The 18,727-nt window shown below is 74.5% G+C and carries 18 protein-coding genes; 9 read left to right on the plus strand and 9 right to left on the minus strand.

The genetic code is table 11. The features are described from left to right. Positions 1-66 precede the first annotated feature (66 nt). The 4 genes from BMY61_RS18750 to BMY61_RS18765 form a co-directional block, all read right to left on the minus strand. Complete coding sequence (locus BMY61_RS18750) at positions 67-540, minus strand: MarR family winged helix-turn-helix transcriptional regulator (RefSeq protein ID WP_042445735.1); 474 nt, start codon at positions 538-540, stop codon at positions 67-69. A gap of 100 nt (positions 541-640) precedes the next feature. After that, the gene (locus tag BMY61_RS18755) at positions 641-1,930 is read right to left on the minus strand and encodes an FUSC family protein (RefSeq protein ID WP_042445305.1); all 1,290 of its coding nucleotides are present in this window, start codon (positions 1,928-1,930) and stop codon (positions 641-643) included. 87 nt (positions 1,931-2,017) lie between these two features. Then, on the minus strand, positions 2,018-3,739 hold the full coding sequence (murJ, locus tag BMY61_RS18760) for a murein biosynthesis integral membrane protein MurJ (protein WP_082014930.1): 1,722 nt from the start codon (positions 3,737-3,739) through the stop codon (positions 2,018-2,020). A gap of 48 nt (positions 3,740-3,787) precedes the next feature. Beyond that, positions 3,788-4,057, minus strand: a complete 270-nt coding sequence (locus tag BMY61_RS18765) for a hypothetical protein (RefSeq protein ID WP_042445311.1) — start codon at positions 4,055-4,057, stop codon at positions 3,788-3,790. A 318-nt stretch (positions 4,058-4,375) separates the two neighbouring features. Between BMY61_RS18765 and BMY61_RS18770 the strand changes: the two genes are divergently transcribed. Then, positions 4,376-5,338 carry a DUF4331 family protein gene (locus tag BMY61_RS18770; RefSeq protein WP_042445313.1) on the plus strand — a complete coding sequence of 321 codons (963 nt, stop codon included), beginning with the start codon at positions 4,376-4,378 and terminating at the stop codon, positions 5,336-5,338. Positions 5,339-5,433: 95 nt separating this feature from the next. Next, on the plus strand, positions 5,434-6,069 hold the full coding sequence (locus BMY61_RS18775; protein WP_042445315.1) for a hypothetical protein: 636 nt from the start codon (positions 5,434-5,436) through the stop codon (positions 6,067-6,069). An 18-nt stretch (positions 6,070-6,087) separates the two neighbouring features. Here BMY61_RS18775 and BMY61_RS18780 read toward each other — a convergent pair whose 3' ends face one another. After that, positions 6,088-6,444, minus strand: a complete 357-nt coding sequence (locus BMY61_RS18780) for a thioesterase family protein (RefSeq protein WP_042445317.1) — start codon at positions 6,442-6,444, stop codon at positions 6,088-6,090. A gap of 35 nt (positions 6,445-6,479) precedes the next feature. Further along, the gene (locus BMY61_RS18785) at positions 6,480-6,962 is read right to left on the minus strand and encodes a GreA/GreB family elongation factor (protein ID WP_042445319.1); all 483 of its coding nucleotides are present in this window, start codon (positions 6,960-6,962) and stop codon (positions 6,480-6,482) included. 176 nt (positions 6,963-7,138) lie between these two features. Here BMY61_RS18785 and BMY61_RS18790 point away from each other — a divergent pair, with 176 nt between their 5' ends. Beyond that, a complete protein-coding gene (locus tag BMY61_RS18790) occupies positions 7,139-8,158 on the plus strand; it encodes an ABC transporter ATP-binding protein (protein ID WP_042445321.1) in 1,020 nt (339 codons plus the stop codon). After that, positions 8,155-9,027: an ABC transporter permease gene (locus BMY61_RS18795; protein ID WP_052438543.1), complete on the plus strand. Its 873-nt coding sequence runs from the start codon at positions 8,155-8,157 to the stop codon at positions 9,025-9,027. The genes BMY61_RS18790 and BMY61_RS18795 overlap by 4 nt, the downstream gene beginning before the upstream one ends. A gap of 51 nt (positions 9,028-9,078) precedes the next feature. On the opposite strand, the gene BMY61_RS18800 is transcribed toward BMY61_RS18795, so the two are convergent. The 3 genes from BMY61_RS18800 to BMY61_RS18810 are packed head-to-tail and all read right to left on the minus strand — an operon-like array spanning position 9,079 to position 12,301. Then, positions 9,079-9,864 (minus strand): polysaccharide deacetylase family protein, encoded by a 786-nt coding sequence (locus tag BMY61_RS18800; protein WP_052438544.1) that lies wholly within the window; start codon positions 9,862-9,864, stop codon positions 9,079-9,081. Next, on the minus strand, positions 9,861-11,039 hold the full coding sequence (locus BMY61_RS18805) for a phosphatase PAP2 family protein (protein WP_052438545.1): 1,179 nt from the start codon (positions 11,037-11,039) through the stop codon (positions 9,861-9,863). The genes BMY61_RS18800 and BMY61_RS18805 overlap by 4 nt, the downstream gene beginning before the upstream one ends. Beyond that, positions 11,036-12,301, minus strand: coding sequence for a DegT/DnrJ/EryC1/StrS family aminotransferase (locus BMY61_RS18810; protein WP_082014902.1), 1,266 nt, complete (start codon positions 12,299-12,301; stop codon positions 11,036-11,038). Before BMY61_RS18810 ends, BMY61_RS18805 begins: the two co-directional genes overlap by 4 nt. Before the next feature lie 245 nt (positions 12,302-12,546). Between BMY61_RS18810 and BMY61_RS18815 the strand changes: the two genes are divergently transcribed. Genes BMY61_RS18815 through BMY61_RS18835 form a run of 5 tightly spaced genes read left to right on the plus strand, consistent with a single transcriptional unit; the run spans position 12,547 to position 18,723 of the window. Further along, entirely contained in the window at positions 12,547-13,923 is a 1,377-nt protein-coding gene (locus BMY61_RS18815; RefSeq protein WP_042445324.1) for a hypothetical protein, read from the plus strand. A 14-nt stretch (positions 13,924-13,937) separates the two neighbouring features. Then, positions 13,938-15,041: a glycosyltransferase gene (locus BMY61_RS18820; RefSeq protein WP_236655960.1), complete on the plus strand. Its 1,104-nt coding sequence runs from the start codon at positions 13,938-13,940 to the stop codon at positions 15,039-15,041. Positions 15,042-15,056: 15 nt separating this feature from the next. Beyond that, positions 15,057-16,559 carry a polysaccharide biosynthesis protein gene (locus tag BMY61_RS18825; RefSeq protein WP_042445329.1) on the plus strand — a complete coding sequence of 501 codons (1,503 nt, stop codon included), beginning with the start codon at positions 15,057-15,059 and terminating at the stop codon, positions 16,557-16,559. After that, the gene (locus BMY61_RS18830; RefSeq protein WP_042445332.1) at positions 16,559-17,536 is read left to right on the plus strand and encodes a hypothetical protein; all 978 of its coding nucleotides are present in this window, start codon (positions 16,559-16,561) and stop codon (positions 17,534-17,536) included. The genes BMY61_RS18825 and BMY61_RS18830 overlap by 1 nt, the downstream gene beginning before the upstream one ends. A gap of 5 nt (positions 17,537-17,541) precedes the next feature. After that, positions 17,542-18,723, plus strand: a complete 1,182-nt coding sequence (locus tag BMY61_RS18835; protein WP_082014931.1) for a glycosyltransferase — start codon at positions 17,542-17,544, stop codon at positions 18,721-18,723. The last annotated feature ends 4 nt before the right edge of the window (positions 18,724-18,727 follow it).

The following is an 18,727-nucleotide window of genomic DNA, read 5'->3' on the forward strand; positions in this document are numbered from 1 at the left end:
GAGGCCCCCGGCCTCGGCGATGGTCAGCAGGCTAACCGGTCGGGTGCGGAGCTTGATCGCCAGGGGTCAACTTCGCGGCACGCTGCCCTCCAGGAGCAGCAGCAGCTCGGCCAGCCGGTCGGCGAGCTCGGCCCGGTGCTCGGGCGAGAGTCCGGCGAGCAGCGCGTGCTCGCGGTCGAGCTGGTCCGGCAAGGCCCGGTCGGCCAGCTCGCGGCCGGCCCCGGTGAGCGTCAGATGCGCGACGCGGCGGTCGCGTTCGTCGGTGCGGCGCTCGACCAACCCCTGCTGCTCCAGCCGCTGCAGCCGCTTGGTGACCGCCGCCCCGGACGCGAACGTCTCCCGGGCCAGCTCTCCCGCCGTCAGCGGCCGACCGGACCGGCGCAGGGTGCCCAGCAGGTCGAACTCGGCGCGGGTGAGCCGCTCCGGCCGCAGTTGCGCGTCGGCCGCCTGCTGCAGCAGGGCCGCGCAGCGGTTGATCCGGCCGATCACGCCGATCGGCTCCAGGTCCAGATCCGGGTGGACCTGCGCCCACTGCCGCATGATGCCGGTGACGATGTCCTCCTGCCGCGGCCGCGCCGCGGCCGCGCGCGTCGTCCCGTGCGTTGCCGCGTGCGTCGCCCCGGGCGCGGGCGCCGTCGTGTCAGACATGCGCCGCCTCCCGTTCCGCCAGCAGGGCCAGCATCCGGTGCCCTTCACGTTCCACCTGTGCCACCTCCTGCAACGGTGCCGGTCGCTGCCACCACTCTCCCGCATGCCCGTCCGCCGACTCGCGCAGCTCGTGGAGCGTGTCGGCGAGCCGCGCGTGCACGGCGGCGCGCGGGGGAGCGGGGCGGGCGATCTGGGTGCGCGCCACCGCCTGCGCGGCCCGCGCCTGCCCGAGCGCGGTCGTGAGCCGCTCGCCCGCCCGCCGGTTGGTCACCAGCAGCGCCCCGGCCATGCCGAGCCCTGCCCCGAACAGGGTGTCCAGCCAGCGGTCGCCGACCAGCGTGCCGACCGGCTCGGCGGTGGTCAGGCTGGCCAGCAGCAACGCCATCGGCGTCACGAAGACCTGCCCCAGCCAGTAGTTGCGGGTCATCGTCGCCTCGGCGCCGACCTGGCAGGCGGCGATCAGTGCCAGTGCGAACAGTGCGCCGAGCTCCGGTTGCCGGGCGAGCGGCACGGCAACGCTGAACACCACCAGCCCCAGCAGGCTGCCGAGCGTGCGCTGCAGCGCACGCTGGAACGACACGCTCGTGTTCGCCCGGTGGACGGCCGCCGCCGTGACGACGGCCCAGTACGGGTGCCCGACGCCGGCTGCGAGCGACGCCAGACCCGCCAGCGCGCACCCGAGCCCCACGCGCGCCGCCAGCGGCAGGTGCGCGCGCAGCTGCCGCGGCGCACGCGGCCGTCCCAGTGTCAGTGCGGGCCCGTGCGCGCGCACCAGCGCCGGCGCGAGGCAGACCAGCCAGGCGACGGCTCCTCCCGCCGCGACCAGGGCCAGGTGGGCCGGTACCTCGGCGAGCCGCTGCGGCAGGAAGAACGCCGACGCGCTGACGAAGGTGAAGATCACGTTGCCGGGCGGTCCGAGCCGCGTCGCGTCGCACAGCAGCTTCTGTGCCGCCGCGACGGCCGACGCCAGCAGCACCAGCACCACCGTCGACCGCACGAGCGAGGCCGCCGTCAGGGCCACCGCCACGCTGACCGCCATCGCGCCGACCACCCACAGCAGCGTCCGCGCCCGCTCCCGGTAGGGGAGCGCGTGCGCGAACAGCGCGCACATCGTCCCGGCGCTGGTGTAGGGCACCAGGTCCAGGCGTCCGATCGCGAGCAGCAGCAGGTTCGGCAGCGCGGTGGCGACGGCGACGCTCAGCGCGGGCCGGTGCCAGGGCCCGACGGCGGGCCGCAGGCGCAGGGCGCCGCGCAGCGGGAGGGCGGGGTTGTGGTGGTGCATGGAGATAGTTTAGCAAGTGTTTTACTCGTGAAACATCTCGCGCTTGCCTCGCGCCTGCCTCGCGCGCGCCCCGGCCCTGCCTCCGCTTCAGCGGCGCGGCGAGAAGCGGTGCAGCGGGAGGCGGCGGAGCAGGGCCTGGACCTCGGCGATGCCGAACAGGTGGCTCGCCAGCAGGAACGCCACCAACATCACCAGACCGCCGGCTGTCAGGGACGACAGGGCGGAGGTCGCGAGTCGGAGCGGGGAGCCGCCGGTGGCGGTGGGGAGGCACTGCGCCACCGCCCAGCCGGCCGCGCCCGCGAGCGACGCCGCCGCGACAAGTCGGCCGTAGGTGCGCAGCACTCGTCGTCCGTCCAGGCGGCCGTCGAACCGTCGGCGCAGTCGCTGAGCCGTGATCAGCAGCCCGGCGAGGTAGGAGACCGCGTACGCCGCCGCCATCCCGACCACCGCGTACCGCGCCGGCAGCCACAGGTGGCAGGCGGAGGCCAGGACGATGTCCAACAGCGAGATCCACGCCGCCATCCAGAACGGCGTCCGGGTGTCCTCGAAGGCGTAGAAGCCACGCAGCAGCACATACTGCGCAGAGAACGGGATCAGCCCCAGCGCGAACGCCTGGAGCATCTCGCCGAACGGCGGAGCGCTCAGGGGGCCGCCGAGTCCGTAGGAGAACAGCAACGTGGCGAGCTGCGGCCCGAGTGCGAGGAAGAAGAAGGCCGCCGGCACGATCAAGGCCCCGGTGTTGCGCAGGGCCTGGGACAGGTCGGCGCGCGCCGCGTCGATCCTGTGCTCCGCCACGGCCCGGGTCAGCCCCGGGAGCATCGCCGTCACCAGCGACACGGTGACCACGGACTGCGGCAGGATCCACAGGCTCTGCGCGAAGAAGTACGGGGTGCTGCCGGCGTGGGCGTCCATCGCGTCCCGCGCGTTCGCGAAGCGGGTGACCACGGCCAGCGCGATCTGGTTCACCAGCACGAACAGCAGCGTCCAGCGCGCCGCGGAGACGCTCTTTCCCAGACCCGTGCCGCGCCAGTCGAACCGCAGCCGGAACGAGAACCCGGCCCGCGCGAGCGCGGGCAGCAGGCACAACGCCTGCACGGCGATGCCCGCGGTGGTCACCAGTCCCAGTGCGGTCACCTGCCCGGAGCCGAGGTGGTAGCCGTCACCGCGTGGCACGACCAGGTAGAACACCGCGAACAGGACGATCAGCACCACGTTGTTCAGCATCGGGGCCCAGCCCATCGCGGCGAACCGCCCTCGGGCGTTCAGCAACTGGCCGAGCAGGAAGTAGACGCCGTAGAAGAGGATCTGCGGCAGCAGCAGCCGGGTGAAGGCGATCGTCAGCGCGAGGTCCCGGTCGGACGCCATGTAGAGCGAGGCGATCTGCGGCGCGAAGGCCACGGCCGTCACCGTCCCGACCACCAGCACGACCAGCATCATCGTCACCAGGCGCTGTTCGTGGGCCCGCCCGCCGTCGGGGTGCTCGCTGCGGGCACGCACCAGCTGAGGCACCAGCACGGAGTTGAGCGCTCCACCGATCATGAGCGTGTACAGGCTGGTCGGGACCGTGTTGGCGGTGTTGTAGGCCGCCCCTACGCCCAGCGTTCCCAGGGCGATGTTCTGGAGCACCATCCGCCCCAGCCCACCGGCCCGGGAGGCCACGGTGGCGACAGCCAGCAGCGCGGACGACCGCGCCAGGGTTCCGCCTGCGCTGCTGCCGCGCCGCTTGGCGTGGCGTCCCCGTCCGCGTGGGGAGGGAATGGACTGTGCGGACATCTCCGGCGAGGACGCCGCCCCTCTGGGCTCCACCATCCGCACAATCTAGCGATCATCGGATGCTGGATACGGTTCGAATCCGGATCATCCGGAGATGTCCGCGGCCCCTTCCAGCTCCAGCACTGTCAGCGGCGAACCCTCCGGGTGGGCCTCGCGCAGCGGCTCGGTCAGGTGGACCACGTACGGGCCGTTGCCCCGGCAGCTGTCGATGCTGACGACCTCGTCCTCGATCCGCGCCCGGCAGGGCACCGGCACCGGCTCGGTGATGGGCAGGTGGTGGTTGCGCCAGTGGATCGGGTCGGTCGGGTGCGCCGTGGAGACAGGGGCGACGGCGGTGGCGAGCACGGGGTTCATGGCCGAGCAGAGTACGCCCGAAAGGCGTCGCTGGGGAGTCCTTGAGGGGGCCTCTTTTCCCTGGTGGGAGACCTGTCAACAGCGTCGGCGGCGGGGCTGTCCGGGGTCTTCGGCGACCCGCTGCGGAACTGGGAATTCCGGTCCGGGAGTTGGCGACCGGTCAGACCGGCGGCGCTCCCGGCGCGTGGCGATCGGGTGATCCGGCCCTGTCCCGAGGCGCGGTCACGCCGTGTCCGGATGCCGGGATGGCACGATCGGCGGGCGGGGGAGCGGCCGGTCCGACCGGTCGCCGACCGGCACGCCGAGAATGGAGACGCTGTGTCCCACCACCTGAGCGGCCCCAACCTGCGCTCCCCGAAGGGTGACGCCCGACTGGACCTCACCGACCTCTTCGTCTTCCCCGCCGCCGAACCCGGCCGCACCGTGCTCATCATGAACGTCAACCCCTTCGCCCCCACCCAGGGCGAGGCGTTCCACCCCGACGCCGTCTACCGGATCAACGTCGACCTCGACGGCGACAACCGGGCCGACCTTGCCTACAGCTTCGTCTTCGACGCCCCGCACGACGGCCGGCAGACCGTCACCGTCCACCGCGCGGAGGGCGCTGACGCCCGCAGCCACGAGCCCACCGGACCCGCCGTCATCACGGGCGCCGCCGTCGACTTCGGCCGCGTGCCCAGCATCGTCCACAGCGGCGGCTACCGCTTCTTCGCGGGCCTGCGGAGCGATCCCTTCTTCGCCGACCTCGACGGCATCGTCAACGGGTTCCAGTGGACCGGCAACGACTTCGGCCTCGACAAGAACGTCTTCGGCATCGTGCTGGAGGTCGACGACGACGAGCTCGGCCCCGGCCCGATCGGCGTCTGGGCCCGCGTCAGCCTGCGCCAGGACGGGCAGCTGCTCTCCGTCGACCGCGGCGCCCACCCCTCCCTGACCGCCTACTTCAACGCGGAGGAGGTCAAGGACGCCTACAACGCCGGCGAGCCGGCCGACGACTGGGACGCCTACCGCGAGGCCTGGACCGCGGTCCTGGCCCACACCGGCGGCTACGGTCAGGCCGACGCGGAGGCGGCGCTGCGCACCGTCCTGCCGGACGTCCTGCGCTACGACCGTTCCCAGCCCGCCGCCTACCCCAACGGCCGCACCCTGCGCGACGACGTCACCTCCGCGCGGCTCGCGATGGTCTCGGGCGGCAAGGTCACCGACGACCACATCCCACCCCACACCGACCTGCTCACCGTCTTCCCCTACCTCGGGCAGGCCCACGCCGTCGCGCCCTGACCGCCGTAACCCCGGTGCGGCCCGGGGTCCTTCGTTCGGGTGGTGGTGTCCGCCGAAAGTGGAGTTGTGGGGTGGGCGGGTAATACGGTCACGGCGTGATCGCCGACCTGACGCCGGCCGACCTGGTCACCGACCCGGCCGACTGCCTGCCCATCTTCGAGGAGCGCGTCCGCGCCGAGCAGCGCCGGCTCGCGGTGCTCCAGGAGGTCGTGCGGGAGCTGCGCGGCATCGAGCAGGCCCGCGCGCGGCTCCAGACCCTCCTGGACGGTGACGCGTGCGGCGTCGCCGTCGGCGCGGGCCTGCCCGGCCAGGTCGGTGCCGAGCTCGCCGCCCACGACGTCGTCGGGGAGGAGGGGTTGGGTCTGCACCACCGCGACCTCGTCACCGGCGTCTCCCCGGTCGCCCTCGTCCGCGCACCCGGCCGCGGCCGCGCCGCGTCCGGCCCCGGGCCGAGGTCCGGGGCCGAGGGCGGTCGCCGTGGCCGCCCCGGCCGGCACCTGGACCGCGCGATGGAGGTCCTGGCCGCCGAGCCCGACCGCCGTTTCAGCGCCCCGCAGATCGCCGCGCTGATCGGCGCGGATGCGGACTGGCTCCGCTTCGTCCTGCACAGCGCGGCGAACCGGGGCCTGGTCCAGCGCCATTCCCAGTCCCGCCCGATGGGCGGCCGCGGCCGCCCGGTCGTCATCCAGTTCAGCGCCGCCCGGCCGGAACACCCGCCCCTCCACGGCTGACGCCCGCTCGGTGTCGGGTCAGTCGGCCGCCGAGGTCAGGAACCGGTCGCGGTCGACGACGACACGGTCGACCTCGCCCGAGGCGATCTCCCGGCCGTGGCCGTCGACGGCCTGGACCCGAAAGGTCAGCCGCCGACCCTCCGCGCCTTCCGGCGCCTGCGCGGTGACGGAGACCCAGCCGCCCACGGGTGTGGCCCGTACATGGGCCACACGGATCGCCGTGCCGACCGTCGTCTGCCCCGGCGCCAGCAGCGGTGCGGCCGCCCGCACGGTCGCGGCCTCCAGCCACGCGATCAGGCGCGGCGTGGCCAGTACGGGTACGTCCCCGCTGCCCAGAGCGATCGCGGTGTCGGTCTCGGTCACGTCGTGGCGCATCGCGCCAGGTTAGCCGTCTTCGGGGCGCGAACGCCTCATGAGTCCGCGCCGCTGACGTCGCCGATCGCGACGATGACCGCGGTGGCCTGCCCGCTCGGCGTCCGGTAGGCGACGCTGTCGCCGACCCGATGGCCCAGCAGGGCCTCGCCGAGGGGGCTGTCCGAGGTGACCAGGCCCTCGTCGAGCTCGTTCGCCACCACGCCGATGTGGAAGGTCTCCTGCGTTCCGGCTCCGTCGAACCGCAGGGTCACCGTACTGCCCACCCCGACCTCGTCGCTGCTCGGCGGCCCGGCCTCGGCGCCCTGGCGCAGCCGCAGCGTCACGTCGTTGATCCGGGCGTCCAGCCGGGCCACGTCCGTGACCCGCTGCAGCTCGTCCGCCTGGTCGGCGCGGTCCCCGGCGGAGTCGGTCACCCCGAGGGTCTCGGCAGCCGCCTGCCGCTCCGCGCGCAGGTCCACCAGCTCCTGCTCGAGCGCCTGCCGCGAGGCGGCACTGATCGGCTCCGGTTCACTGCTCATGCGAGGCTCCGGGAGGTGCGTCGGGACACAACGGACGTATCAGGAGCAACCTACGCCCTGACGAGCCCGGCCCGGAGCAGGAACGCCGTGGTTTCCACCCTCACCGGGCAGCGTCGACGCGGTCGACTGTCCGGCGCAGGTGGGGGAGCGCATGCTGGAGGGGAGGCGGTGAGGGCATGGCGGAACCAGCCGGGGAGGCGGTGATCCGGGCGACCGGGCTGACCAAGCGGTATCCGCGGGCTGCGGTCGCCGCCGTCGACGGGATCGACCTGGCCGTCGGGAGGGGTGAGCTCTTCGGGTTGCTCGGCCCGAACGGTGCGGGGAAGACCACCACCGTGGGCATGCTGACGACGCGGGTCGTGCCCACCGCCGGGCAGGCGGTCGTCGCCGGGATCGACGTGGTGGCCAGGCCCACGCTGGTCAAGCAGCTGATTGCCGTGGTGACGCAGCAGAACACCTTGGACCGGTCCCTCACCGTGCGCGAGAACCTGTACTTCCACGGCCTGCTCTTCGGCATGCCGTCGCGCCGGGCCCGCGCGGAGGCCGACGCGATGCTCGAACGCTTCCGGCTCGCCTCGCACGCGGACGACCCGGTACAGATCCTGTCCGGTGGCACGGCGCAGCGGCTGATGGTGGCCCGGGCGATCCTGCACCGGCCCGCCGTGCTCTTCCTCGACGAGCCGACGGCGGGCCTGGACCCGCAGAGCAGGCTCGCGCTGTGGGAGGTCCTCGGCGAGCTCGTCGCCGAGCGGCAGACGATCCTGCTCACCACCCACAACATGGAGGAGGCCGACCGGCTCTGCGACCGGGTCGCCATCATCGACCACGGCCGCATCCTGGCCCTGGACACCCCTGCGGAGCTGAAGCGCGGCATCCGGGCCGACACCCAGGTGACCGTCCAGCTCGCACCCCCGGAACGCGCCCTTGAACCCACCGCGGCGGCAGCCGCGCCGGACGGCGACGGCCGGGGCGCGGCGCTGGCCGAGGTGCTCACCGAGCGGGTGCCGGGCGTGGTCCGCACCCGGGTCGTCGACGGGCGGCGCGTCGAACTCCAGCTGCGGGGCCGAGACCGGGTGCTGCCGCGGGTGCTGGAGGCGGCCGAGTCCTCCGGCTTCCACGTCGCGGACCTCTCCGTCACGCAGACCTCGCTGGAGACCGTCTTCATCCGGCTCACCGGAAAGGAGCTGCGGGAGTGACGAACCTGGAGACGCCGGCCCTGGCCGTGATCAGGCCGGAACGCTCCGCCGCGGCGGCCTCCCGGGCCGCGTTGCGGGCGCTGATCCTGCGGGATCTGACGGTGCTGCGCAAGAACTTCGGCGAGTTCGTCGGGCGGACGGTGATGCAGCCGCTGATGCTGGTCTTCGTCTTCCTCTACGTCTTCCCGACGATCGGCCAGGGCGTCGGCTCGGGCGGCGGCCGGGCCGGGGAGTCGGACTTCGCGACGGTGCTGGTGCCGGGCGTGGTCGCGATCTCGATCATGTTCCAGGGGATCCAGTCGGTGGCCATCCAGCTCTCGCAGGAGTTCGGCTACACCCGGGAGATCGAGGACCGGGTCCAGGCGCCGTGTCCGATCTGGCTCGTGGCGGTCGCGCGGGTGCTGTCGGGGGCCACGCAGGCGCTGATCTCCGCGCTGATCGTGTTCCCGATCGCCGCCGTGGTCCACGCGCCGGGCGTGCACGCGCACCTGAGCGTGCACTGGTGGGTCGTGGTGACCCTGATCCCGCTCTCCTGCGTGGCGATGACCTCGCTCGGCCTGCTGCTGGGCACCACCTTCGAGCCCCGCAACATCGGCCTGATGTTCGGCTTCGTGGTGCTGCCGCTGGTGTTCCTGGGCGGTACCTACTACCAGTGGACGCGCCTCGGCGCGGTCAACGCGGGCGGCTTCCACTGGCTCCAGGTGCTGGTGCTGGTCAACCCGCTGATCTACATCGCGGAGGGCATGCGCGCGGGGCTGACCGACGCCGCGCACATGCCGCTGGTCGCGGTGTATCCGGTCCTCGTCGGCTTCTGCGTGCTCTTCCTCAGCATGGGCCTGCGCAACTTCCGTCGCCGCGTGCTGTCGTAGCTGCCGCGGACGCGGGACGGCGGACAGCGGCCGGCGGTCAGTGGCCGGCGGTCAGTGGCCGGGGCCGTGGGTGCGGCGCAGGAGGCGCCAGGCCCAGGTCGAGAGGGACTCCGGCGGGGGGCCGAGGCGTGCGGAGCGGCCGTGGATCCAGGCGTCGTACAGGGAGATGGGCGTGTCGTGGCGGACGGTCAGCCGGCACAGGCGCAACGGGTCGTCGGAGGTGGTGGCGAGCGCGTCCGAGGTGGCGCAGGCCGAGTCCCAGCCGGCCTGGCGTACCGCGCGGCGCACGGTCGGGCCGTGGTAGCCGAGCGGGTAGGCGTAGCTGGTGACCTCGTGGCCGAGGGCGTCCTCCAGGTCGCGCTTGCAGCCCTCGATCTCGGAGCGCAGCGTGCGCCCGGAGACGGTGTCGAGCGCGGGGTGGGTGCGCGAGTGGCCGCCGATCTCGATCCCGTAGGCGTCCAGGCCGGCGACCTGGCGCCAGTTGAGCATCATCGCGGGCGGCAGGCGCGAGCCGGAGGGCCGGCCGCCGGGCGGGTGGATCGCGCCGGTGACGACGAAGAGCGTGGCGGGCAGCTCGCGGGCGGCGAGCATGGGGGCCACGGTCCAGTAGAAGTCCGCGAAGCCCTCGTCGAAGGTCAGCACCATGGCCCGGGGCGGCAGCGGTGGACCGCCGCGGATCGCGGAGACCAGCCGCCGCAGCGGGACGACGGACATCTGCGCGTGCGCCAGGTGCTCCAGCTGCTCGTCGAAGCGGTCGGGGCGCACCGTGAGCGGTGCCGCCCACTCGGGCGGGTTCTCGGCGACCGAGTGGTACTGCAGGATCGGGACGACGCTCACCGGGCGCCCTTGTCTCCCTCGGCGGGGCTGTCGGCGCGGCCGGGGCCAGAAGCCACTCGTCGCGGGTGTCCCTGCGGTCGCACCGACGCCGGCACGCTTTCGGGGCTGTGCGTCGTGTGGGCGGCGGGGCAGGGGCAGGCCGCGTCGGAGTTCCGGCCGCGTCGGTTCATGGGGGCGTGCCCGTCGTGCAGGCCGAGCGCGGCCAGGCGTCGGCGGACCGGCGCCAGTTCGAGGACGGCGAGGACGAGCAGCGCCACGGCGGCGACGGTGAGGTAGCTGCCGAGGATGTCGGTGGGGTAGTGGTCGCCGAGGTAGACGCGCCCGAACCCGACGGCGAGCGCGAAGAGCAGCGCGAGCGCGGCGCCGACGCGGCGCAGGCGGCCGGTGCCGACGAGCACCGAGACCACGATGACCAGCAGCAGCGTCGCGGTCGTGTCGTGGCCGCTGGGGAAGCTGCCGGAGTTGTCGGGCGGCTGCACCCACAGCGAGGCGGGCGGCCGGGGCCGGTCCACGACGGCCTTGAGCACCAACGCGAGCGACCAGGCCGCTCCCGCGGTCACCAGCAGCCGGGTGGCGGCGAGCCGTCGCCCGCGCAGGACCAGCACCCCGACGCCGATCACCAGCGCCGCGATGCCGACGGCCTCGGCCGAGGCGTCGGTGAGCCACCGGAACGCGTCCGTGGCCCCGGCCCCTCGGAGTGGTGCCACGGCGCGGTCGATCCGCAGGTCCAGCCGGGTGACGGCGGAGACGTGCACGAGCACCGCGAGCACCAGCAGCAGCGCGAGCAGCGCCACTCCGGCGACCGCCGCGCGCGGGAGCGAGCGGCCCGGCGCCGGCGAGGCGGCAGGCCGCGGGGTCATCCGCGGGCCAGTCGGGAGGGCCGCGCGGACCGGGTCCGGCCCAGTTGCCCGCGCCTCGCCGCCGCCGACCCCGGCGCCGCCCCTGTCGGGCGGTGCGACGTCGGTCGGCGCGACCGCGGGTGGCAGGACCTCGGGTGGTGCGACGTCGGGCGGCTGGAAGTCGGTTGACGCGACGTCGGGTGCGGTGGGCGCCGCGGAGGCGGTGTGCCGGCCGGTGGGGTCCGGTCCGCCGAAGGCCCGGGAGCCGGTGCGCGGGCCTCGGCCATGGGTCGGCGCGCGGCCGTCCTTCGGGTGGAAGCGGTGGGTCGCGGTCATCGCGGTGCCTCCTCGGCGGGGCGGGCGGCCTGGGCCAGGGCGCGGCAGACGGTGTCGACCTGACGTTCGGTGAGCCCCGGATGCATCGGGAGCGAGAGCAGGCCCGGGAAGAGCGCGTCCGCGCCAGGGAAGCCGCCCGCGGGACTCAGCGCGGTGCGGCGGAAGTAGGGCATCCGGTGCAGCGGCACGAAGTGCACCGAGGTGCCGATCTCGCGCGCGGCCAGCCGGTCGATCAGCTCGTCGCGCGCGAGGCCGAACCGCTCCTCCAGGACGCGGACGGCGTACAGGTGCCAGGCGTGCCGGCCTTCGGCCGGCTCCAGCGGCAGACGCAGGCCGGGGACGTGCCGCAGCCGCGCGGTGTAGAGGGTGGCGATCGCCTCGCGGCGGCGCTGCCACTCGGGCAGGTGCCGCAGTTGCATGCGGCCGATGGCCGCCTGAAGGTCCGTCATGTTGGCCTTGATCCCGGCCTCGTCGACGGTGTAGCGCCATCCGCCGCCCGGCTGGTAGCGGCGCCAGGCGTCGGCGGACATGCCGTGCAGGCGGGCGCGGTGGACGTGCGCGGCCAGCTCGGGGTCGTCGGTGGTGACCATGCCGCCCTCGCCGATCGGCAGGTTCTTCGTCGCGTAGAAGCTGAAGCAGGTGGCGCGTGAGAGCGAGCCGACGGGCTTCTCGCCGACGTAGGTGCCCAGGGCGTGCGCGGCGTCCTCGACGACCAGGTCGAGCGGCAGCGAGGCGGCGGTGGCGAGCTCCTCCAGGGGCGCGGGGGCGCCCGCGAGGTGGACCACCACCATGGCGGCGGGTCGCCCGGTGCGGGTGACCGCGCGGGCGGTGGTGAGCGCCGAGGGCATGCCGGTGCGTGGGTCCACGTCCACCAGGACCGGCAGCAGGCCGGCGTGCAGCACGGCGTGGGCCGTGCCGCAGAAGGTCAGCGTGGGGACCAGGACCCGGCTGCCGGCCGGCAGGCGCAGGGCCCGGAGGGCCAGTTCGAGCGCGGCGGTGCAGGAGCTGACCCCGACCGCGTGCGCGGCCCCCACGTACGCGGCGAACTCCCGCTCGAACAGGGCGGTCTCCGGGCCGGTGGTCACCCAGCCGGACGCCAGTACCCGCTGCGCGGCCTCCCGCGCCTCGGTGCTGATCTCGGTCCGTGCGAAGGGCACGGGCCCGTCGGGCACGGGCTCTTCACGGCGGGCTGGACCGCCGTCGCGGCGCCCCTCGAAGAGGCGGTCCGGGAGACGGTCGGGGAAGGACCGGCTGACGTCCATGGCTCGCTCCTCGTCCGGCGGAGGTGCCCGCCGGACCTCCGACGCTAGGCCGTCGCCGCCCGGTGCGGATCACGCAAAGGTACGAGCCGGATCTCGCCCCGCCGCATGAGCCCGTCATGGCCCTGCGCTGCCAGGATGAGGGCACCTCCTCGCCGGGTGGTCCCGCGGGACGACCGCGACCGACCGGCGGGGCCGCACGAAGAGCGAGCCGCAACAGGAGCGGGTTGGCCATCGGAGGTCGGCGGATGGAACTCAACGAAGCGCTGCACCGGATCGTGGTCGGCCACTGGCGGCTGCTGCTGGTTCTGACGCTGCTGCCGGTGCTGGTCATCGCGGCCCTGCAGGTGCGGGCCAAGCCCGGCTACGACGCCACGGCCAGGCTGCAGGCCTCCAACCAGACGCCGAGCACGACCACCGAGGCGGACGCCGTACTGAACCGGGCCCAGGGCTTCGCAACCAGCCAGTCCGTGGTGGAACGGGCCCTGCAGCAGGCAGGCATCACCAGCCGGACGCCGACGCAGATCGAGCACGCGACGACCCTCACGCGGGTCGGCACCTCCACGGTGCTGAACCTCACCGTCAACGACCCGGACCCGCACACCGCCGTGGCCGTCGACTCCGCGCTGGCGACCCAGCTGGTCACCTACCTCAACGGCGGGCCGCAGACCACCAGCGACGCCTCGCTGGTCAGCCAGCTCACCGGGCAGGAGCAGGCGCTGCTCGGGCAGCGCAGCCAGGTCGCCGCGCAACTGGCGCTGGCCCGCACGACCGCGGACAGTGCGCGGCTCTCCGCGCAGCTCGCTGCGATCGACCAGCAGCTGGGCGCCGTGCAGGCGGAGCTCAACGGCATCAACAACAACTCCGCGTCGGTGATCTCCCAGCCGTCCTCGGCCCAGCCGGCCAAGTCCTCGCTCGTCACCGACGTCACCCTGGGAGCGCTGCTCGGCCTCGTCACCGGCCTGCTGGTGGCCTCCGTCCTGGAGTCCGTGCGACCGCGCGTCGCCGACGCCGCCGCGTTCGGCCGCGAGATCGGCGCGCCGCTGCTGGGCGAGATCGCCGTGGACGGTGAGGGCGAGGAGGTCAGGGTCCAGATCCCGGCCGAGACGCGGGTCGGCGCCAGGCGCGCGGTCGCGCACCACCGCGTCGACACCCTGGTGCTGACCGGACCCGACCCGGCCGGCCGACTGCCGTTCGTCGCCGACGCGCTCGAACGGGAGCTCGGCAGCGTGGTGTCGACGGCCGACAAGCCGCGGCAGCCGTCCCCGAACGGCGACGGGTCCGGTGTGCGCGCCGCCGCCCACACCCCGCGAGCCGGCGGCGCCGCTCTGCTCGGTGCGTCGCAACTGCTGGAGGCTGCCGACTTCACCGACCACCCCGAGCCGGCGCCCGCCCGCCCGGTACGCGTCCGGGCCCTGTCCGAGCTGGACGACGCCCCCGACCGGACCGAGTGGGACGAGGGCCGCCGCGAGGGACTGCTCGTCGTCGTGCCCGACCTGGCCTCGCACCGCGAGGTACGGCGGGTCCGCCACCTCGCCGACGCGACCGGCTGGCCGCTGGTCGGCGTGCTGGGCATGGACCGCGACCGCGGCGACCGGCGTGACCACCAGCGCGGAAGGCGGTGAGCGCGGTGACCACGATGGCCGGGGAGGCCCCCCGGATCAGGGTCGAGTGGGGGACGGACGACGCGGGCCTGGGCGCGGTGCTGCGTGCCGCACTGGCCGTGCTGGACGGTGGCGGCCGGATCCGTCTGGTCGGGGCCGGTCAGGCGGCCGACATCGTTCACACCGTCGGCGTGACCGCTGCGACGGGTCCGCGCGGCGCGTGGGACGGGGGCGCGAACGGCGCGAACGGTGCGGCGCACCGGGTGCACACCCTGTCCGCCGTGCCGCTGCGGCCCGCCCGCACGGTGCCCGGCTGGTGGTGGGGCCGCCGCCAGCGCCGCCGTGTCGGCGCCTCGGCCACCTGGCTGGCCCACGGCCGCGTCGCCGCCCAGCTCCTCGTCGCCTCGGGCGCGGTGCCGGGCGAGCAGATCCACTGGCTGCCGATCGTCGCGCCCCTTGCCTGCCACGCCGACGGCCCGGTCGACCGCGCCGAGGTGCGCGCCCGGCTGGGCGTCCCGCCGGGCGTGGTCCTGGCGCTGACGTGCACCTCGCTCGGCGCCCCGGACGCCGCCTGCGGCTGGGAACGTTTCCTGGCCGCCGACCACCGGGACGTCATGACCCTGCGCTGCGCGCTGCCCGGCGCGCCTGCCATGCGTCCGCCGGACGCCTCCGACGCCTCCGACGCCTCCGACGCCTCCGGCGCTCGGTGGGACGCCGCGCCCGGCGCCCCCACCTTTCCCGAACTGCTGGCGGCAGCCGACCTGTTCGTCGCCGACCAGGGTGAGCTGACCGCGGCCAACCCCGGTGTCGCCGCGGTCGCGGCCGGAGTGCCGGTCATCGCGGTGACGACCGACAGCACGGCGGAGCTGGTGCGCTCCGGCCGCAACGGCTTCGTGGTACCACCCGATGCGGGCGCCGTCGCCGAGGCTGTGCACGCCTGTGCGGCGGGAGAACTGCCGCACGCCCGGACCCCTCGGGCGACCGCCGGCAGCAGGCCGGACCCGGTTCTGGAGGAGCTTGCCCGGGGCCTGCTGCGCGCCTACCACTGCGCGCTCATCCACCACGGCGGCCGTCACGCTGTCGGCCGCGCCACCGCCAGCGCATTCGCCGCCGGACCGGACCCGGTCCCGGCGGGCTGAACCGGAGGGACGACCATGCAACTCGTGCACCGGGACCACCGCAGCCGCCGCACCCGCCCCGCGCGGCCGACCGGCTGTCGCACGCTGATCGTCGGCGCCGGCGACGCGGGCCGCACCCTCGCCCACGACCTGCTGGAGACACCGTCCTACGGCCTCGCGCCGTTCGGCTTCCTCGACGACGACCCGACCAAGCACCGGGTCGACCGGCTCCCCGTTCTCGGACCGCTCGCGGCGCTCGCCGCCGTCGTCCAGGCCGAGGCAGTGGACGTGGTGATCGTCGCGATCCCCTCGCTGCCGCCGCTCGAACTCGCGGCGCTGCTGCGCCAGGCCGCCGACTCGGGCGCGCGGGTGCGCTACCTGCCGGCGTTCCACGCGGCCGTGCAGCGCGGCAGCCGTGCCGGGGACCTGTGGCAGGTCTCGCCCACGACGCTGCTCGGACGCGACGAGATCCACGTGGTCCGCGCCGCGACCCGGTCGGTGGTGGCGGGCCGCCGGGTGCTGGTGACCGGGGCGGGCGGCTCGATCGGCAGCGAGCTCTGCCGTCAGGTGCGCTCCTACCACCCCTCCGCGCTGTACATGCTGGACCACGACGAGTCCAACCTGCACCGCCTGCAGCTGGAGGTCACCGGCAGGGCCCTGCTCGACACCGACGAGCTGCTCGTCGCCGACATCCGCGACCGGGCCCGCCTCGACCAGATCTTCGCGACGCTCCGTCCCGAGGTGGTCTTCCACGCCGCCGCCCACAAGCACCTGCCGCTGCTGGAGCTGCACCCCTGCGAGGGCGTCAAGTCCAACGTGATGGGCACCCAGCACCTCGTCGAGGCCGCCGTCACCCACGGCACCCGCCGCTTCGTGCTCATCTCCACCGACAAGGCCGCCTCCCCGACCTCGGTGCTCGGCGCCACCAAGCAGCTCGCCGAGCTGATCGTGCGCAGCCACGCGGGGGAGGGCACCAGCGTCGGCTCGGTCCGCTTCGGCAACGTGCTCGGCAGCCGCGGCTCGTTCCTGCACGTGATGGCCCACCAGATCGCCAACGACGAGCCGGTGACCATCACCGACCCCGAGGTCGACCGGTTCTTCATGACCGTCGAGGAGGCAGTCGGCCTGGTGCTGGAGGCGGCGGCCATGGCCGAGGCGGGAGAGACCTTCGTCCTGGACATGGGGGAGCCGGTGCGGATGGTCTCGCTCGTCGAGAACTACGCCGCGCTCGTCGGCAAGCCCGACGTGCAGATCCGGTTCACCGGCCTGCGGCCCGGCGAGAAGCTCAACGAGACGCTGTTCGCCGAGGCCGAGGAGAACGTCCCGACCGCCCACCCGAGGATCTCCGCGACCCGCGGCGCCGTCCTGCCCGACAACCTCGACACCGGCCTGAAGGAGCTCTACGAAGCCGCGGGCCACAACGACAGTTGCGCGGTGCGGCGGCGGATGGCCGCCCTGGTGCCGGAGTACCGGCCGCCGCTGCTGACCGAGCCCGCCGCCCGTGACCTGCTCGACACCCTGTGGCTGGACGACTTCTGATGCGCGCCACACTCGTCCAGGCCGGGGAGCGGCTGGTGGTGTCCTGCGCCGAGCGCTGGGTCGCCCGCGTGCTCGCCGAGGCGTGCCCGGATGCCTGGCACCCGGTCGGCAGCACCGTCCCGGACATCGAGGTCTTCGTCTCCACCGAGCGCGCCCCGATGGACCTGACCGGCGCCGAACCCCTCACCCGCGGCGCCTGGCTGCGGCGCGGCGACGTGCTGCTGACCAACGCCGCCGGCAGCGGCTTCGACCTGGGTGTGCGCGTCGAGGGCGACCGGCTGCGGGTGGAGGCCCGCTGGCGGCCGCCGCTGCGCGAGCACGCCGCCGCCTACGCGCTGCGCTCCCGCTTCCACCTGCTGGCCCGTGCCGCGCTGGTGCAGTACCCGGCGCTGTGGTGGTCCGGCCGCCGCGGCCGCGCGCCGCTGCACGCCGCCGCCGTCACCGTCGGCGACGCCACCTGCCTGCTGGCCGGGCCCGGCGGCATCGGCCGCTCCACCCTGCTGCTGCAGGCCGTCGCCGCCGGCGAGCACGCCTGCTCGGACAACCTCTGCGTCAGCGACGGCGTCTGGACCCACGGACTGGTCGAGCCGGTCCGCGTCGAGGGCGGCGGCGGACGCCGGATGGCCTACGGTCGCAGCGAACGCGCACTGCCCGGCCGAGTCGACGCGCTGCGCCCGGACCGGCTGGTGGTGCTGCGCCGCTCCAACGCCGCCTGGCCGGTCGTGAACCCGCTGGAGCCGACCGCCGCCGCCCGCGCGATCACCGCCGGCACCTACATGGCCGGTGAACTGCGCCGCTACTGGGCCTTCGCGGCGGCCCTCGCGCTCGGCACCGGCATCGGCCCGAGCCATCCGGAGGTCGCCGAGACCTCCGCCGAGCTCGCCGCCCGGCTGCCTGCCTACGAGATCGTCCTCGGCGCCGCCCCCAGCGCGGGCCTGGCCGAACTGCTCTCCCATGCCTCGGCGGTGATGCTGTGAACAGGATGCGGGTTGCCACCGTGATCACCCGGATGCAGGCCGGGGCCGGCGTCGTCGCGCTGCGCGGCGCGCTCGCCCTGGACCCGCAGCGCTACCAGGTGACGTTCGTCGCCGGCAGCGGTGACCGGCTGCTCGACGAGGCGCGGGCAGCCGGGCTGGAGGTGCTCCTGGAACCGGCGCTGCGTTCGCCGATCGCGCCGCACCAGGACCTGCTCGCCCTCCACCGCCTCACCCGCCTGTTCGTCCGCCGCGGCTTCGACGTCGTGCACACCCACAGCTCCAAGGCCGGCGCGCTGGGACGCGTCGCCGCCCACCGTGCCGGGGTGCCGCGCATCGTGCACACCTTCCACGGCTTCCCGTTCCACGAGTTCCAGTCGGCGCCGCGCCGCGAGGCCTACGTGCGCATCGAACGGCGCGTGGGACGGTTCACCGACGTCGCGCTGTGCGTCGGCACCGCCGTCTCCGTGGAGGCTGTGCGGCGCGGGCTGGTCGGGCCGGAACGGGTGCGCACCATCGCCATCCCCGTGCCCGTCGGCGCGACCACCGTGACGCCGCAGACCCGCGCCCACGCCCGGCGCGCGCTCGGACTGACCGGTGCCGGGCCCGTCGTCGGCGCGGTCGGCCGCCTGTCCTACCAGAAGGCGCCTGAGGACTTCGTCGCCGCCCTCCTCGCCCTGCACCGGCCGGACGTGACCGGGGTGTGGATCGGCGGCGGCGAACTGGCCCACCGGATGCAGGAACTGGCCCGCGACGCCATGCCCCGGGCCCGGATCGTGCTCGCGGGCGAACGCGGCGACGTGCCCGAGCTGCTGCCCGCGTTCGACGTCTTCGCCCTGCCCAGCCGCTACGAAGGCCTTCCGGTCGCGATCTGCGAGGCCATGGTCTGCGGCGTCCCGGTCGTCGCCACCGCCGTCAACTCCGTGCCGGACGTCGTCTGCCCGGGTGAGTCCGGGCTGCTCGTCCCGCCCGAACGCCCCGACCTGTTCGCCCGCGCCGTCGCCCACCTGCTCGACCGGCCCGCCGACGCCGCCCGGATGGCCAAGGCCGCCCGCGCCCGCATCGACGACCGCTTCAGCGAACACGCCCTCGGCGAGACCCTGGCCGCCGCGTACAGCGACGGCGCGCCGTGGACCACACCCCACGACGCGCCGTCCCGGCCCGTCGGCCGTCACGCCGTCTTCCAGTAGCAGG

It is taken from the genome of Streptacidiphilus jiangxiensis, assembly GCF_900109465.1.
Taxonomy (GTDB): domain Bacteria; phylum Actinomycetota; class Actinomycetes; order Streptomycetales; family Streptomycetaceae; genus Streptacidiphilus; species Streptacidiphilus jiangxiensis.

Excerpts from the sequence above, each read along its gene's own strand:
- BMY61_RS18835 (WP_082014931.1), top strand. The coding sequence starts at position 17,542 with ATGCGGGTTGCCACCGTGATCACCCGGATGCAGGCCGGGGCCGGCGTC.
- BMY61_RS18825 (WP_042445329.1), top strand. The coding sequence starts at position 15,057 with ATGCAACTCGTGCACCGGGACCACCGCAGCCGCCGCACCCGCCCCGCG.
- BMY61_RS18790 (WP_042445321.1), top strand. The coding sequence starts at position 7,139 with ATGGCGGAACCAGCCGGGGAGGCGGTGATCCGGGCGACCGGGCTGACC.
- BMY61_RS18830 (WP_042445332.1), top strand. The coding sequence starts at position 16,559 with ATGCGCGCCACACTCGTCCAGGCCGGGGAGCGGCTGGTGGTGTCCTGC.
- BMY61_RS18780 (WP_042445317.1), bottom strand. The coding sequence starts at position 6,444 with ATGCGCCACGACGTGACCGAGACCGACACCGCGATCGCTCTGGGCAGC.
- BMY61_RS18750 (WP_042445735.1), bottom strand. The coding sequence starts at position 540 with ATGCGGCAGTGGGCGCAGGTCCACCCGGATCTGGACCTGGAGCCGATC.
- BMY61_RS18815 (WP_042445324.1), top strand. The coding sequence starts at position 12,547 with ATGGAACTCAACGAAGCGCTGCACCGGATCGTGGTCGGCCACTGGCGG.
- BMY61_RS18785 (WP_042445319.1), bottom strand. The coding sequence starts at position 6,962 with ATGAGCAGTGAACCGGAGCCGATCAGTGCCGCCTCGCGGCAGGCGCTC.
- BMY61_RS18765 (WP_042445311.1), bottom strand. The coding sequence starts at position 4,057 with ATGAACCCCGTGCTCGCCACCGCCGTCGCCCCTGTCTCCACGGCGCAC.
- BMY61_RS18810 (WP_082014902.1), bottom strand. The coding sequence starts at position 12,301 with ATGGACGTCAGCCGGTCCTTCCCCGACCGTCTCCCGGACCGCCTCTTC.
- BMY61_RS18755 (WP_042445305.1), bottom strand. The coding sequence starts at position 1,930 with ATGCACCACCACAACCCCGCCCTCCCGCTGCGCGGCGCCCTGCGCCTG.
- BMY61_RS18805 (WP_052438545.1), bottom strand. The coding sequence starts at position 11,039 with ATGACCGCGACCCACCGCTTCCACCCGAAGGACGGCCGCGCGCCGACC.
- murJ (WP_082014930.1), bottom strand. The coding sequence starts at position 3,739 with ATGGTGGAGCCCAGAGGGGCGGCGTCCTCGCCGGAGATGTCCGCACAG.
- BMY61_RS18820 (WP_236655960.1), top strand. The coding sequence starts at position 13,938 with ATGGCCGGGGAGGCCCCCCGGATCAGGGTCGAGTGGGGGACGGACGAC.